The 16329-nt window shown below is 43.8% G+C and carries 11 protein-coding genes and 1 pseudogene; 2 read left to right on the top strand and 10 right to left on the bottom strand.

Features of this window, described 5'->3' with window-relative positions; all coding sequences use genetic code 11:
• Window positions 1-1226: 1226 nt before the first annotated feature.
• Window positions 1227-1934 (bottom strand): annotated as a pseudogene (locus tag PNC201_RS23650) (contractile injection system protein, VgrG/Pvc8 family); the annotation flags it as partial.
• Window positions 1935-3128: 1194 nt separating this feature from the next.
• A complete protein-coding gene (gene serB / locus PNC201_RS03800; protein WP_102056227.1) occupies window positions 3129-4142 on the bottom strand; it encodes a phosphoserine phosphatase SerB in 1014 nt (337 codons plus the stop codon).
• 95 nt (window positions 4143-4237) lie between these two features.
• Between serB and PNC201_RS03795 the strand changes: the two genes are divergently transcribed.
• Both PNC201_RS03795 and PNC201_RS03790 read left to right on the top strand, forming a co-directional pair.
• Window positions 4238-4894, top strand: a complete 657-nt coding sequence (locus PNC201_RS03795; RefSeq protein WP_010379158.1) for an AhpA/YtjB family protein — start codon at window positions 4238-4240, stop codon at window positions 4892-4894.
• A gap of 69 nt (window positions 4895-4963) precedes the next feature.
• The gene (locus tag PNC201_RS03790) at window positions 4964-5692 is read left to right on the top strand and encodes a thioesterase II family protein (RefSeq protein WP_102056226.1); all 729 of its coding nucleotides are present in this window, start codon (window positions 4964-4966) and stop codon (window positions 5690-5692) included.
• 459 nt (window positions 5693-6151) lie between these two features.
• On the opposite strand, the gene PNC201_RS03785 is transcribed toward PNC201_RS03790, so the two are convergent.
• From PNC201_RS03785 to PNC201_RS03745, 8 genes are all read right to left on the bottom strand, one after another.
• A complete protein-coding gene (locus PNC201_RS03785) occupies window positions 6152-6955 on the bottom strand; it encodes a TatD family hydrolase (RefSeq protein ID WP_102056225.1) in 804 nt (267 codons plus the stop codon).
• The gene (pdxH, locus tag PNC201_RS03780; protein WP_199539682.1) at window positions 6921-7562 is read right to left on the bottom strand and encodes a pyridoxamine 5'-phosphate oxidase; all 642 of its coding nucleotides are present in this window, start codon (window positions 7560-7562) and stop codon (window positions 6921-6923) included. Before pdxH ends, PNC201_RS03785 begins: the two co-directional genes overlap by 35 nt.
• A 67-nt stretch (window positions 7563-7629) precedes the next feature.
• Window positions 7630-9372, bottom strand: coding sequence for an arginine--tRNA ligase (gene argS / locus PNC201_RS03775; RefSeq protein ID WP_102056224.1), 1743 nt, complete (start codon window positions 9370-9372; stop codon window positions 7630-7632).
• 24 nt (window positions 9373-9396) lie between these two features.
• Entirely contained in the window at window positions 9397-10986 is a 1590-nt protein-coding gene (prfC, locus tag PNC201_RS03770) for a peptide chain release factor 3 (protein WP_010604443.1), read from the bottom strand.
• A 608-nt stretch (window positions 10987-11594) separates the two neighbouring features.
• Window positions 11595-13166, bottom strand: coding sequence for an NAD(P)-binding domain-containing protein (locus tag PNC201_RS03760; protein ID WP_102056222.1), 1572 nt, complete (start codon window positions 13164-13166; stop codon window positions 11595-11597).
• A gap of 47 nt (window positions 13167-13213) precedes the next feature.
• Window positions 13214-14044, bottom strand: a complete 831-nt coding sequence (locus tag PNC201_RS03755; RefSeq protein ID WP_010604446.1) for an amidohydrolase family protein — start codon at window positions 14042-14044, stop codon at window positions 13214-13216.
• Window positions 14045-14065: 21 nt separating this feature from the next.
• Window positions 14066-15055, bottom strand: coding sequence for a methyltransferase (locus PNC201_RS03750; protein WP_102056221.1), 990 nt, complete (start codon window positions 15053-15055; stop codon window positions 14066-14068).
• Between the two features lie 271 nt (window positions 15056-15326).
• Window positions 15327-16319, bottom strand: coding sequence for a TauD/TfdA family dioxygenase (locus PNC201_RS03745; RefSeq protein WP_102056220.1), 993 nt, complete (start codon window positions 16317-16319; stop codon window positions 15327-15329).
• Between the last annotated feature and the right edge of the window lie 10 nt (window positions 16320-16329).

The following is a 16329-nucleotide window of genomic DNA, read 5'->3' as shown; positions in this document are numbered from 1 at the left end:
CTGCTCATCATGGTGGCAATGCCATCGGCGGCAAGTGAGAGTCGAGCATTCTCAGAGAGCGCTTGAATTTGCGGTACACTCGGCATCGTGGCGCTTTGTTTACCACCAATATCTTGCTCCATGCTACCGTCAAACACGGTCATGGCTTTGCCTTTTAAGGTCAGTAACTTGTCTGCAAAGATGTTGACGTTACCACTTGAGTCAATACTGATTTCACTGCCGCCATTGGCAAGGGTGAGGTTGCCAGAGCCACTGCCTTTTACTGTGATATTGCCTTGGCTTTGAATGATTTGACTTCCCGCTGGGGCGGTAATGGTAAGGTTGTTGTCTGCCTTGAGGTTGATATCACTTTGGATAACACTGCGATGACTGCGACCCGCCTTAAGGGTGATATTTTGTTCGGCGCTGACGTCAATTTGATTGGCGGTGACGTCTAGGTTGGTTGCTGCATCAGCAATCACCGACTTTTTACTCTCCAGTGCCAGTTGTTGTTTGGCGCTGGCAATAAAGGTTTTATTGGTGAGTAGTCGAATTGCGCTTTTAACACTGCCAAGTTGTATGTCTTTGGCTGCAAAAATATTCATCGCGCCAAGTTGCGCAAGCCAGTGGATATAAGGCTGCTTTTTATCCCCATGTAACACCAAGTGCTGGTTGCCTGCTAGGGTTTGCAACACAATATGCGGGGTTTTTGGGGTGTCATCAAACATCAACAGGTTTTGGCCGCGAGAGCAGAGCACGTTTTGGGCGTTATTGGCGCTGGTAACAACAGATGGTTGCGTGTCATTAAGCGCAAACCCTAACAAGTAACTTTGGTCAGGGTCGTTGTTCATACAACCGATGAGCACATTACTGTCTGGCAGCAGTGGAAAGTGTAACCCTGTCGGTTGCTTTTGACCACGACAGGCATATTGTGTGAGGCGCTTTACCGATTCAGTCACCTGACTATCAAAATGTACTTGCGTGGCATATTGCCCTTGTGCATCTAAGTGAGGATTGGCCTTTGACCCCGACAGCGAGCGCACTGTGGCGGTAAACACCATCGGCTTGGGGCTATGCTCTGGGGGCGCGATACGTATTGGCTCACCCCGTGGTACACACACCGACTCGCTATGATGCGCAACTTGCTTAGGGTCATTGGCACTGCCTTGCTTATACACCTGTTTACTGCGAATACAGGTATAATCGCCACCTTTCGCTGTGCCCAATTTACCATTTAACGAAAACGAATAACCGGCATTGGCTTCGGCTACGTTTCCTACCAGCGTGACTTCATTTTTACCTTGTTGATAGGCAAGCTCGAGATTGCCAGTGCGCTCAAATTGCTCAGCGGGATTTTGTGCAGCAGGCTCAAAATAGCTACGCTGGGCCGAGCTGACCGAGGTTGGTGGATGAGCATTCATATGCACTTGTGAGCCACCCATTTTAAAACGATGGCGGCTTTGGCACTGCGTAAACCCAACAAAGCCGGTTTCATGTTCGTGAACCAGACCATCTTTATCCGTTACCGACAGCAAGCCTCGCTCAATATAGGGGCTTGCAAGATTCCCCTCGGCAATCACTATCGACTCAATAAAGTCATGGCATTCAAACCAATAAATTAAGCCGTACTTTGCTAAGAGTCGGGTGAAAAAGGTGTAGTCGTTTTCTAGTGCTTGTACGCACTGCGGTAGCGTGGGTAAATCTTTAGTGACTCGCCATTTTATCCGGTCTTGTGAATAGCCGGCTTTTTGTATCAGCTTATTGAGGACAGACTGAACATTGGCTTGTACAAAGATTTGGCTTTTTTCAGTTTGCTTAAGTAACTCAAGGCGAGGCTTTAAGACCACCTCTGCACCACAGGTGTGCTCAGACACAAAACCAGATTGGATATCAAACAAAGTACCAGTGAAATATGTTGATATTGCGTCTGGTGACTCAATTTCAAACGTGAGCATATTGCCGACGAGTAATTCATCAGCCAGGTCAAATTGGGATTCTAGGTTCGCTTTGAGTAAAAAGCCGCTATTGATACAGGTCGTGAGCTCAAAATCGACGACATGTACAGGATGGTTAGTACCATACACCACAATCCTTGTTTGCATTTTTTATGTCCACTGTTGTTGGTTAAAGCCGTTCCACCAATACGCAGTACTACTTCCTAGTGTGCTGCGATTGGTTTTTATTTGCGCGCTATTGTTACATAAAAGGCAAGCATTTTTAACTCATTTTTTTATTTAGCATTCGAATGCTTATTGGGTGTGCTGGAGAGAGGAAAGTAGCGCTGATTGTTAATTCTGATTTTATCTCCTGAAGCAGCTAAGTCGCTTACAAGCACCAAAAGAACTTATCAGCGCCTTGTGTCTCCCTCATCACACCCGAAAGTAAATTGCCAATGAGTCATTTCAACGCATGGATGCGTGAAAATCGGTGACAGGGCCAAGGATGGCCCTTACACCGAGGTGACGTTCATATTGGCAATTTACTTGAGGAGTCAGTGTGATGTTGGGAGTGCCTTTTCTTTTGCTTACTTGTTCTTTGGGCATCAAAGAAAAGTAAGTCGTAGCCCATGGATGGGCGTCGAAACCTGTCAGGAGGACATATTAGCCTTACCCTCCATGGTTCATATCAAAGCGCATCCATGCGCTCCTCGTTCATTCTTTTTAAACGACGAAAAAGAACGAACCAAGAAAACGTCGCCCCAGCATCACACTCAATCCTCAAACCCTAAGCCGATAGTCTTGTAAGGCACGTCCCTGTGCCTGACAAGACTTGGCCGACATCCTGTCGGCACATTGCATATCGACTTATGCTTTTCGGGTGTGATGGAGGGGGAATAAAGTTGCTTGTGAGATCTTCTACGATTTTAGCAATAAAGCCGTTTGCAAGCATTGCAAAAACTATCATCGCAGAATGCTTCCTAATTCACAGTTCAAATAGTGTTGTAGGACGCGGTTACCCGCCGAGCTGTTATGTTTTTCGGGTGATGAGGGAGTGCCCTTTCTTTTGCGCAACGATTCTTTGGGCATCAAAGAAAAGGTAGTCGTAGCCCATGGATGGGCGTCGAAATCCGTCAGGAAGACGAGCTGACTTAATTCATAGTCTCGAGTGATTGGAGAAATCACCCTCCATGGTACGTCTCATAGCGCATATTATTTCGGCACACCTAGCAAATATAACAGTTGTAACAAAGATCCTTCACAAATAGCCGCGTCGGCACTTTCTACCACTTTTGGCTTACCATGGATTGCCACACCTAGCTGGGCGTTTGCCATCATCACTAAGTCATTTGCGCCATCACCAATGGCAACGGTTTGAGTCATTGGGATCGCATACTGGGTTGCAAGTTGACCTAGCACTTCCGCCTTTTTGTCGGCATCTACGATATCTCCTAGCACTTTGCCGGTGAGGTGCGCGTTTTCCACCTCTAGGGTATTGGCAAATACAGCGTCTAGCTGGAGTGGCTCTATCAATGATTCTGCAAACCATGTAAAGCCACCCGAGGCGATGGCAAGATGCCAGTGATGCTGTTTTAGCGCCTGGCACAACAGCTCTATACCGGGCATTAGCGGTAAGTTTTCTTTTAATGATTGAATTTGTGATAACGGTACGCCAGAGAGTGACGCAACGCGGCGGTGTAGACTTTCAGAAAAAGAGAGTGCCCCCGCCATCGCCTGTGCGGTGACAGAAGCCACTTCATCATATCGGTCGGCCAATCGAGCAATTTCGTCAATACATTCAATTCGAATTGCGGTGGAGTCCATATCCATCACAAGTAGCCCCGGTTCTTCTAAAGTAGGTGCTTGCGTTATAATCGCACCCTGCGTATTAATGCTTTTTGCAAAATCTCTTACTTCAGCCTTGCTCGGCAGTTGCGATGCGTTAAAACGCATGCCCAATGCAACTGGGAGCTGTTCATGAGGTTGATATGCCGTAAAATAAGTTTGCTCGATAGCAAATGTTCGAAGAAATTTCGCGACTTCCACAAGGTGTTGCAATTGTATATTTGGGCCAAAAAAGCATATTGATTGGGTCGTCAGCTCAGGTAATTGATTTACTTGTGTGAGGCTTGTGTTACTTTGGCAACTATACCAATGATCCAGCGCCATATGTTCCTGAATTGGTGTGTTTAGTTCACGATTAGCGAATTGAATGATTGACGACATAAGTTGCTCCTTGATAGCGTTAAGCCGATTTTTAACATGATTGCGCTAAGCTGTCAGCACTGGACCTTAGCAAAAGCGGGCAATATGCGATAAATATGAAAAATTTACATGTATTAGAAGTGTTAAACTCGACCAGAGGGCGTAGATTATTTCGCCTGTGCATCGCCGCGACGTGTTTAATTATGGTGACTTGGCTTGCGTTTAATACCAGCTTTGAATCTCATCGTTTGCTCCATAATGGCGCAGACCTTACCGCAAGAAGTCTCACCAAGCAGCTCGCAAAAAATGTGGCATTGCCCCTCTCTCGCAGTGATACGCCAAGGCTCAGCGCACTGGCAAATCACCTCGCTAGCGATGACTTTGTGCTTCAAGTCGCAATTTATGATTATCAAGGACGCTTTGTTGTTGGTAACGACGGTAATTCCTCACCCACAGATTATCAGCAGCTGCCTCAAACCTTACCGGGACTGAGTAAAACCAAAAGCATTATTTCTGAACCAGTATATACGCCAACCGGACAGCCTCTTGGGTTCGTCAATATGGTCTATTTGACAGAAGCTGCTATGTCACAAAGCCACTCTCATTTCCACGAACTTGGACGAGTCGTTTTACTGATGCTGGTGATTACGATGGTATTCACATGGCAAATAGGTCGAGCATTAAAACGCTGGGAAGTAAAACGCAAAATTCGCAAGAAAGTAAAGATGCTTCCTGCGCCTGAAAAACGGGCAGAAGAATTAGAGCAGGGGTAAAGCTGTTAGCATTGTAATAAAGTTGATAACATAATAGTTAACCTAAAATAAAATCGAACAACAAAGGATATGAATAGTAAACTTTTTATTACCCCAAAACCCAATCCAAACGCTGAGTTGCGACTATTTTGCTTTCCCTACGCGGGTGGCTCCCCAGCAATATTTACGCCATGGATCGAAAAGGCAAGTGAATGTGTTGAGCTCGTTTTTGTGCAGCTTCCGGGGAGAGGGGCTCGACTGGTAGAGCCAGCAATAGACAACATGCCGGATATTATCTCTGAACTCATGGTACACCAAGACTATATGACCAGTAAGCCTTTCGCGTTTTTTGGACATAGTCTTGGTAGTCGCATTTCATATGAGCTTGCTTTTCAATTATTAGACGCAGGCTTACCTACTCCACGTAAAATATTTGCTTCTGCGAGTCGTGCACCGCATTGCACCTCAACTAAACGCCATTTACACGGTCTGCCACATGATGAATTTATTGCCGAGCTACGTGACTTAAATGGCACGCCAAAAGAGATTCTTGAAAATAAAGAACTAATGGAGTTACTGGTACCATTGCTTAGGGCCGACTTCAAAATAGCAGACACCTATGTCGCAGAGCAGCGAGCTTTACCCATCCCTATCCATGTTTTTCATGGTGTTGATGATGAGATCTTGAATGAACATGTCGCAGCATGGCAAGAGCTAACAGCACAACCATATCAGCTTACTGAGTTTTCTGGTGGGCACTTTTTTATTCACCAATACGCTGATGAGATGATCTCAATTATTAATCAGCAATTGGCTTGAGTATTGTTGGTGTTATGCCGGGAGAGCATAAAGATCGCCGGGTGAACCGGCTCCTACACCTGCTTTTCTATTGCTGGTAAGTATGGTTTTATATCGCGATAACAGCGTAAAGATCGCCGGGTGAACCGGCTCCTACACTTGTTTTTCTATTGCTGGTAGGTATGGTTTTATATCGCGGTAAAAGCATCAAGATCGCCGGGTGAACCGGCTCCTACACTTGTTTTTCTATTGCTGGTAGGTATGGTTTTATATCGCGGTAAAAGCATCAAGATCGCCGGGTGAACCGGCTCCTACCCTATTTTTCTATTGTTGGTAAGTATGGTTTTATATCGCAGTAAAAGCATCAAGATCGCCGGGTGAACCGGCTCCTACACGGGTTATCTATTGCTGATAGGTATGGTTTTATATCCCATTTTTGATATTGACTCGTAGGTCGAGATTTATCTCGACATCATCAATTTAGCCCAAGCCGAACAACTGTGTGGTATTTCGATAGAGGGCTGAGGCAAGCTCGCTTGGTGTTTCGCTTCGATATTCACAAAGCCTGTCAAATACTTGGACGACTCGCTTAGGAGAGTTCGGCTTCCCCTGATAACCATGTAACGGCATCGACGGCGAATCGGTTTCCAATACTAGGCTTTCAAGCGGCAGCTGTGATATTACCTGCGCTGTTTTTTCGCCTCTTGGATAAGTGATTGTGCCACCTACTCCTAGCTTAAAACCCTGAGCGATATAATATTCAGCCTGCTGTTTTGAACCTGAAAAGGCGTGGATCACCCCGCCATACTTTGGTTTGACACGTTTAAACGCGGCGGCAATTAGGTGATGACTTTTACGGTGATGGACGATTAGCGGAAGCTTTACCTCATTACTCAGCAAAATATGCGCTTCAAACAGTGCAATTTGCCGCTCAAGTGCATCGCAGGTTGTATCAATGCCGCACTCTCCTATCGCACACAGTTGGGTACGATTGTGTATTACATACTCTACCAACGCGGTCATATCGTCGTCGCAATGTTCGCCAATAAAATAAGGGTGTAACCCCGCGGCGATTTCACATTGTGGATGATGTGCTTGAAAATCAACAAGCTTTAGAGACTGCTTGAGCGTAACGCCAGGCACCACAAAGCGTTCAACACCATTGCTGCGGGCAGCTTTGATATGCGTAGCTAGGTCATCTGCCAACTCGTCAAAATCGAGGTGACAGTGACTATCTATAAAGGCGAATTTATGGGTTGAGCCGCTCAATTTCCCAACTGCCATCGGCTTGCTTCACATACATAAAGCGGTCATGAAGACGGTGCTCTCCACCTTGCCAAAACTCAACTTTAGTGGGCTCCACGCAATAACCGCCCCAAAAATCAGGTAGTGGAATTTCGCCTTTAGCGAACTTGTCTTTCATGCTACTAAAGGTTTGCATCAAGGCTTGACGAGATGACACGGGGCGCGATTGCTGAGACGCCCACGCAGCAAGCTGACTTTCTTTTGGTCGTGATAAGAAATACTTGGCAACGCGACTGGTTGGTAACGGGACTGCTTCCCCGTACACGATAACCTGACGCTCAATTTCATGCCACGGGAAGTGTAAGCATATCTTGTTGTTTTGCTTTAATTCTTGCGCTTTGCGTGAACCGGTATTGGTAAAGAAGACAAAACCGTGCTGGTCTACATGTTTGAGTAAAACAATGCGTTGAGACGGCTGGCCGTGCTCGTCAACCGTAGCAACGACCATCGCTGTTGGGTCGGTAAACTTGGCATCAATCGCCTGCTGTAGCCAGGTTTCAAACTGCTCAACGGGTGTGTCTTTTAGCATCTCACGACGTAAACCGTCTTTGGTATATTCTCTGCGAATGTCTTCAAGTTTCATCACTATTTCCTTTACAAAAAAGCCGCTATAAAGCGGCTTCTAGTATACCTTAATGCAAGTTAAAACTAACTTACATTTGCTCCATCACTTCGATACCAAGCAAATCTAGACCGGTTTTCAGTGAGTTAGCAACCAGATTACATAACAAGAGACGACTTTCACGGACGTCTGCTGCTACATCATCTTTCAAAATTGGGCACGCTTCATAGAATGTCATATACAAGCTCGCAAGCTCATATAAATAACTACATAATACGTGTGGCGTTGCTTCGCTGATCATCAGATCAAGCACTTCTTCCAGTTGCAGCAGTTTAAGCGCAAGTGCCTTTTCCTGTGGTGCTTGAATTTGAATGCGACCAGTTAGGCTAGCGCTATCCATGTTTGCCTTGCGGAAAATACTACGCACACGGGTATAGGCATACTGCAAATATGGCGCTGTCGCTCCTTCAAAGCTCAGCATCGTATCCCAGTTAAAGATATAATCGCTGGTTCTGTGCTTTGACAGATCGGCGTACTTCACTGCACCAATACCCACTTTACGCGCGATTTCTTGGCGTGCTTCATCAGATAAGTCAGAAGCTCTGTCAGCAAGTTTTTCTGTCGCACGGCTCACCGCTTCGTCAAGTAAGTCTGATAGCTTCACCGTGCCGCCAGTACGAGTTTTAAACGGTTTGCCGTCGTTACCCATCATTGTACCGAACAGGCTCGGCTCGTAGCTGGTTTTGTCTTTTAAAAGACCCGCTTTACGTGCTGTGATCTCAACTTGGTTGAAGTGTAAGCCCTGACGCGCATCAACAAAAATTAGAATACGATCAACATCTAGCTCATTTGAGCGGTAATCACAGGCGGCTAAATCCGTCGTTGAATATAAGAAACCACCACCTGATTTTTGCACGATAAATACGGAAGGTTCACCGTCTTTATTTGCCAATTCGTCAAGGAATACGACTTGAGCGCCCTGATCTTCAACCGCAATGCCTTTCTCTTTTAATAGCTCAATTACACCGGCAAGACGGTCATTGTAGGCACTTTCTGCCATGATATTATCACGCGTAAGCGTCACATTTAACTTGCCGTATACTTCTTCAGAATGTTTAACTGAGGTGTCGATAAACATTTGCCATAGCTTCTTACAATGCGCATCACCGCTTTGAAGTTTGACTACGTAATCACGGGCTTTATCGGCAAAACCGGCTTCGTCATCAAAGCGCTTTTTCGCATCACGATAAAAGCTTTCAAGATCCGCAAGTGCGACATTTTCAAGGTCAACACCTTGGTTTAGCAAATCTTCAAGGTGTGCTATCAACATACCAAACTGGGTACCCCAGTCGCCCATGTGGTTTTGGCGAATAACGGTATCACCACGGAACTCAAGGGCACGTACAACAGCATCACCAATGATAGTTGAGCGCAGGTGACCTACGTGCATCTCTTTAGCAAGGTTTGGCGAAGAAAAATCGACCACAACTTTGTCAGGCGTAGCATGTTCAGCAACACCTAGCTTGGCATCCGTATTTGCCGCCTCTAGGCTTGTGGCTAAAAACTCAGGCTTGAGGTGAATATTAATAAAACCTGGGCCTGCGATTTCTGTTTTTTCTGCAAGATCAGCAACATCTAGGTTGTCGATGATCTTCTGCGCCAGCTCTCTTGGATTGGTTTTTAGTGCTTTGGCAGCCCCCATCGCACCGTTAATTTGGTAATCACCAAACTGAGGACGCGTGCTTTGTGTTACCGCTGGGTTTGTACCTTCAGGGATACCAGCCGCTTGCATCGCTGCATTGGCTTTTTCAATTAAAATACTTTTGATGTTCATCTGTTTTCCTTTAATGCGCAGCGATTAGTGTTCACGAGTTTCATGGAACTTCACGTCAGGGTAACGTTCCATAGATAGGTTCAGGTTTACGCGACTTGGTGCGATGTAAGTTAGGTTATCACCACCATCTAGTGCCAAGTTTTGCTCACACTTACGGCGGAATTCAGCCATTTTCTTCTCATCATCACAGCTTACCCAGCGTGCGGTCTGAACCGTTATACTCTCGTAAATCGCATCCACGTTGTATTCAGACTTTAAACGCGCCACAACCACATCAAACTGCAGCACACCGACCGCACCTACGATCAGGTCGTTGTTGATAAGCGGCCTAAATACCTGTACCGCACCTTCTTCAGAAAGTTGTACCAAACCTTTTAAAAGTTGCTTTTGCTTGAGTGGATCTTTTAGACGAATGCGACGGAATAGCTCAGGCGCAAAGTTTGGAATACCGCTAAATTTAAGCGTTTCACCTTGTGTGAAGGTATCACCGATTTGGATCGTACCATGGTTGTGTAGACCGATAATATCACCCGCAAACGCTTCTTGAGCGCGTTCACGATCACCGGCCATAAAGGTTACCGCATCTGCAATACTGACTTGTTTACCAAGACGCACATGGTTCATCTTCATGCCCTGGCTATATTTGCCAGAAACAATACGCATAAAGGCAATACGGTCGCGGTGTTTTGGATCCATGTTTGCTTGGATTTTAAACACGAAACCAGAGAACTTTTCTTCGTCGGCTGTTACTTCACGGTCATCGGTTTGGCGTGGTAGTGGTTTTGGTGCCCACTCAGTTAATCCATCAAGCATATGGTCAACGCCAAAGTTACCAAGTGCCGTACCAAAGAACACAGGAGTTAATTCGCCAGTTAAAAACAACTCACGGTCAAACTCGTGTGAGGCTCCAATTACCAACTCAAGCTCTTCACGTAGTTGCTCAGCTAAGCTTTCACCCACAGCGGCGTCAAGCTCGCTGTTATCTAGCCCTTTGATAATGCGTTTATCTTGAATCGTGTGACCTTGGCCTGTTTGGTACAAAATCGTTTCGTCACGATGGATGTGGTAAACGCCTTTAAATTCTTTACCACAGCCAATTGGCCAAGTAACCGGTGCACACATGATGTTGAGCTCGGTTTCGACTTCATCAAGTAACTCCATTGGGTCACGAATATCACGGTCCAATTTGTTCATAAAGGTAACGATTGGCGTGTCACGTAATCGTGTTACTTCCATTAGTTTACGAGTACGATCTTCTACACCTTTTGCTGCATCAATCACCATCAAGCATGAGTCAACTGCGGTTAGCGTACGATAAGTATCTTCAGAGAAATCTTCGTGTCCTGGGGTATCAAGTAGGTTCACCAAAGCATCATTGTATGGAAACTGCATCACGGAAGTTGTTACCGAGATACCACGCTCTTTTTCCATTTCCATCCAGTCTGATTTAGCGTGTTGATTTGAGCCACGGCCTTTAACCGTACCGGCTTTTTGTAACGCCTTCCCGAATAAGAGTACTTTTTCGGTGATAGTGGTTTTACCCGCATCCGGGTGCGAGATAATTGCAAAGGTCCTTCGCTTGTTGATTTCATTAAGAAAATCTTGGGTAGCCATGTATAAATTCTTTTAGTTTGTACACGGATTTGTACATATTTTCGGAAGCACGCTCTTTCTTGCCCTTCGCTTGTCAAATCCGTCATGTTAATCGTAGTTGGCCGCTATTTTCGCTGATCTTGACTTTATAAACAATCAATGTTTGCCGAATCGCGTACTATTTAACCTGAACTTCGGATAATTAATGCCTTTCTAGCAGAAAGGCTATTTACGCTTATTGTACACCAACCTTGCTATTGAAACCGTCACTTACCTTTTTTGGTTAAACAACATAGCGAAATATTTGTGTAAAGTTAGGAGCTCAACTCCCGTTCCTTACTAGCGACAAGCTACCTATGTCCATATGAGTAAGGCAATAACCTTGCCCTTTAGTAGTTCCAAATAAATGAGAAATATTTAACGCAGTTAGCATCAGATTTGATTCTTCAAATTGAGCAAATAGTAAGACAAATTGGTATTAAACAGCACAGCTCAACTGGCGCTCGTACCAACATTTTAATCGACACCTTAAAAGGTGATGGAATACAACGCATGGGGAAAATTTGTTTTGCAGGACTCAAAAAGAAAGCAGCCCCGAAACACTTGCTTTGGGGCTGTTTCATAGGGGATTAGGCCAACTCTTCAGTTTTTTGTACTAAACGAATTGCTTCATTGATAAAAGATTGTAGTGGGTGTAAGTGAATATCTTCTTTCCAAATAGCCAATAGATCCTCAATAACGTGGTGTTCAGAAACTAGCTCCGTCCCTTGATACTCTCTAATTATTGGATGAAGAAATTGGCTGTGATCTGAAGCCGCGACATTTTCTCTATGGATCCGGTTGGCAGTAAACGGGTCAAAGTCCGCATCTATACCATATTCTAGTGTTACGGTGAAAAACTGTCTTTTCTCTTTTGCTAAAGATTCAAGCACATGATTTATGGGTAAAGAAAAACCATAATGTACTTTGTCACCATCTGGGTAAAAATAATCACCTATAAATCCAGGCTGCTGCCACATAGCACCGGACTCATTAACCTGATCAAGCACGAGTTGAGCAACATCTTCGTTGTTACAGGTAACTTCAGGGTAATGCTCGCCCTGCTTTTTGTTTAATATCGTATTCAATGCTCGACTATTATATCTAAACCCGTGAATAAATCCTGATGTCGCCATTTTATAATCTAACGAATGGGTCAAAGTACCCGCAAAATACATATTTTTTTGATTAACCGATTCAAAATCGTTATTTAATTTTGGATACTTATCTTTGATTGTGAGCTCTGGCTTCGTCTCTTCACTAAACAAACTAGTATCAATAGCAAACCCAGTACAACAAAGTACTTTGTCATACCATAGTTCTTCTAGCTCCCCTTCAGCATGCTTGTATTTAAATAATACTTTAAAGCGTTGATTTACGCATTCAATCGACATAATCTCTGCGTCCAAGACTGCATTTTGCGATTTGAGTTGATAGGTATCAAGCACGTTGTTATTCACCGCTCTCAAATGACCTACGTAGTGTGTTTTCCATGCAAAATTTACAGAATTAGGACTACAAAGGTGGATGATGGCTGCTGAGGAAACTAAGTGATCGGCAGTTTCAAAGGCTGAGTTACCTTTACCAATCACTAGTACTGTTTGGTTTTCATAATCCTTTGTGTCAATTGACATCTCAGTATAGTTTTCAGCTAACTCAATTCCTTTAATCTGTGGGATATGTGGTTTCAAAAAGCCACTTGCAACGATTAACTTCTTAGCAAGAAAAACGTTCCCATTTTGATCTGTTAGCCTATATAGTGCACCTTCCTTATCTATATTAACAACTCGAGTGTTACATCTCACTTTAATGTCAAAGTGATTTACATAATCTTGCATATACGTAACTAAGCTGTCTGCCTGAGGAAAAAACTCCTTATCATAATCTTTAAATAACAAAGAATAATCATCAGACAACAATGAATTCCAGTCATGCCTCATATTGAATTCAGGGTTGTCGCTCCCAGTGAATCGCTTATTTATTGAAATTAATTTACGATGCCTCGGAAACTTTTTATAAAAATTCCCCGGTTGCTCACCGGCTTCCAAGATGAGGTAGTCTTTTTGGTCACGCTCAAAGTAATATCCTAATTGTACCCCTGCAGGTCCGGCCCCAATGATAATATGGTCGATATGTTGCGTGTTATGTTCAGTACTATTCACGGTTAAACTCCAAATTTTTGATGACGGTTGAGTCCAAGCAGTGATGCTTAAAAATCTCTACGAGTGAGCAGACTTAATGCATTGGTACGCATTATTTTTTGCAGTTGCACTTCACTCAATCCAGAGTGTAAATAGCGCTCAACTAATGCCTCATAATTGCCACATACAGGCCAGTCTGAGCCAAATAAAACTTTGTCTACTACTTTGGGGTTACTACGAACCAACTCAGTCACCACATCGATTGGTACTAACGCAGTATCAATAAATGCATTTGGGTACTTAGTAATTACTTCAACAGATTCTTTGTACCAGTGCGGCTTACCTGCATGGCACAATACGACTGCCAACTCAGGACATGCCTCAAAAATAGGAATAAAGTCCGCGGGGTTACAGTACATTTGTTCTGTATCTTTTTGAGCCGTAAACCCGGTATGAAACATGATCACCACTCCATGCTGTTCACAGAGTTTATAAATTTCCATCATGTCACTACTTAATGCATCAAAACCATGATCAGCAGGATAGAATTTAAACCCTCTGACTCCAGCCTCTATACTTTTATGAAATTCAGCTATCGGATCCTTGTGATAATTAGGATTAACACTACCAAAAGGCACTAAACTATTGTTATCTTTACAACGGTTAGCGATCATTTCACTGGTAATAGAATAGTTTGTACCCGGCCCACATTCAGCCAGAATAATCCCTGTGCTTACACCCGCGTTTTGAAGGTAGGCAGACATTGCCTCACCATTTGAAAATAGCTCCTTAACATCAGCCCCATCTTCTAACGGAATTTTTTGTATTAAATCTTGGATGTCTTCACGCAGTTGCGGGAAATCACCCGCATGGATATGAAAGTCGATAATATTATTCATGGTATTTCCTTTTGTATTTTTTTATAAACTACCGGTTACGATATGCCTGTCAGTCCCTGTTTCTATCAGCTCTACACAAGAGAAACCCGCCTGGTGTAAAAGAGATTTATACTGCTCAAAGCTACGATGTGCGCCTTCGGTATGGAGCATCATGTTTAAGTGCATTACAGCAGTTGAATAGCGACTTCCAGCAACATCAAAAAGTCTTTCCAAAATGAATACTTTACCGCCATTTCCGGCGGCCAACTGAGCGTGAATTTTAGTGAGGATGGCTACTGATGAATTCTCATTCCAATTAGATAAAACGTTGCTCAGCAAATAGTTATTGCCATTAGGTATCGAGTCTTCAAAAAAGCTGCCAGCTTTAAATCGAATGCGGTGAAAAAGGGGATTATCATTACAATACCTATCAAACTCAGAAGCAACCTCAGGAAGGTCAAATACTGTAACGCTTTGTGCCTTGTTTGCAGCGATCAGCATACTGGCTACTGCACCTGCACCACCACCAACGTCAACAACATCTCCGAGTGCGTCAGGTAAAAATGAGATTAAGGGTTGGCCTGAGCAGTGACTCAGCTCCCACATCGCAGCAGCAAAACTATAGCTTTTGTCTTGGCTGTATATATCATCATAAGGCGAGCGAGGTTTTTCCTCACCAGTCAAAAGGTTTTCTAATTTAAATATGGACTTGCGACCTTGATCGCATACAAATTGAGTGAAGTTTCCTAAATAACGTATGTGGGTTTTATCGAAGAAGGGAAGATAATAATCCTCAACAGCGAAGCCATCACCACGTTCCGTGAGAATATCTAGTGCATTAAGCGTCAATAACATTCGATGCAGAGCTTCAGGTGCTAGGTTCAGCTCTTGCGCTAGCTGGCCGATATTTGTTCCTGGTGCCTGAACTAACCGTTCAAATATGTTGTATTTAAAACACAGAGCAAGTAATTCAGTAACGACATAACCATATAAATGCTTGTCGTACTCCTCAAGACTATACAATTCTTTCATTTTCCTTGCCTACCTATAGACAGTACTTGTAATTAATTCGCTAGGAATACTTGAACTGCAGTAAAGAGAAGTCGTTACATCAAGTACTTGGCTACATAGCTTGAAAGCAAGGAGGGGCAGAAAACACTCGCCTGACTTTCAGCGTTTAGCTGTTCAATCATGATTAAAAATGTGTCAATAGTGACCAAAACTGAACACTTTGCGAACAGGTTAACATGTTAATTTAATTAATTTCAAGTAAATAAATAATTTACAAATGATACAAAATGGTTCAACTTTTCATATCTGCCATCGCCACTACAACTTTTCTATTGCCGTCGAATTCATCTCGACCATGCGCAATAATGCGGTTATCAACCATTACGACATCTCCTTGTTGCCACGTAAACCGCACAGCGCAGGATTCATAGGCCTCTGCAATCAGCTGCATTGTTTCATCAGAAATAACACTCCCGTCTGCAAATGTAACATTTCGTGGTAATCGATCTTGCCCCAACAACTCAAGCAAAACGGCCCTCACCTGAGGTTCTAGACAAAATGGGTGATGTAGTTGTACTTGGTTGAAAAAGCTTACTTCTTCTGGAGATAAGACCAGTACGCCAGCCGTTATGAACTCTGTAGTTATCGTATCGTCTGCGTCGTGACTAAATGTTAACCCTAGCCGTTCACAAATAGTTTTGACTTCATCAAGGCTGTCTGTTTTGAAATAGTCCTGCCAAGACACGTCGAACCCAGCAGAGAAGTTACGCGTATATTTCAATCCCTTTGCTGAAAAATCCTGCTTGATATGCTCCGGTAAAGCCTTGTATACAGCACGACAATCCACTAATGGCGTTGCCCCTCCGACAGCCGCTGGCTGTTCACAAAAAAAGAATTGTTTTGTTGGCCAAACCCCAGTATTGGAACTTTCATTATGGAAAAGTATTTTCATGTTATTAGGGTATGGTGTGGACTTGTATATTTTCTTACCAACCTCTTTTTTCGGTAAATCGCCATAGTTACCGTAAAGGTCAGGACAAATGGCTGCGGCAAATGCTTCAAAGTGCTCAGGAGTTGGTAATGAGAAGTCTCTAAAAACCAGTGCAGCATCGCGTTGCAATAAATCTAAAATAGCTTCCCGATTTGTACTTGCCCATAAAACGGGATCTGCTATTGCGATACCGGACAAAAAAGTAGGGTTAGTGACCGAGGACGGCGTTAAGTTGGACTCAATCAACGTCGCGAATGACTTAATATCAGCACCATCTATTATTGTATCTACCATTACTCTCTCC

The sequence above is a fragment of the Pseudoalteromonas sp. NC201 genome, assembly GCF_002850255.1.
GTDB lineage: Bacteria > Pseudomonadota > Gammaproteobacteria > Enterobacterales > Alteromonadaceae > Pseudoalteromonas.
The sequence above is the reverse complement of the archived record's forward strand: the minus strand, read 5'-3'. Positions and strand labels throughout refer to the sequence as shown.

Bases quoted from the DNA above. Each gene is read 5' to 3' on its own strand.
- serB (WP_102056227.1), bottom strand. From the start codon at position 4,142: ATGTCGTCAATCATTCAATTCGCTAATCGTGAACTAAACACACCAATT.
- PNC201_RS03795 (WP_010379158.1), top strand. From the start codon at position 4,238: ATGAAAAATTTACATGTATTAGAAGTGTTAAACTCGACCAGAGGGCGT.
- PNC201_RS03790 (WP_102056226.1), top strand. From the start codon at position 4,964: ATGAATAGTAAACTTTTTATTACCCCAAAACCCAATCCAAACGCTGAG.
- PNC201_RS03785 (WP_102056225.1), bottom strand. From the start codon at position 6,955: ATGGCAGTTGGGAAATTGAGCGGCTCAACCCATAAATTCGCCTTTATA.
- argS (WP_102056224.1), bottom strand. From the start codon at position 9,372: ATGAACATCAAAAGTATTTTAATTGAAAAAGCCAATGCAGCGATGCAA.
- prfC (WP_010604443.1), bottom strand. From the start codon at position 10,986: ATGGCTACCCAAGATTTTCTTAATGAAATCAACAAGCGAAGGACCTTT.
- PNC201_RS03755 (WP_010604446.1), bottom strand. From the start codon at position 14,044: ATGAATAATATTATCGACTTTCATATCCATGCGGGTGATTTCCCGCAA.
- PNC201_RS03750 (WP_102056221.1), bottom strand. From the start codon at position 15,055: ATGAAAGAATTGTATAGTCTTGAGGAGTACGACAAGCATTTATATGGT.
- PNC201_RS03745 (WP_102056220.1), bottom strand. From the start codon at position 16,319: ATGGTAGATACAATAATAGATGGTGCTGATATTAAGTCATTCGCGACG.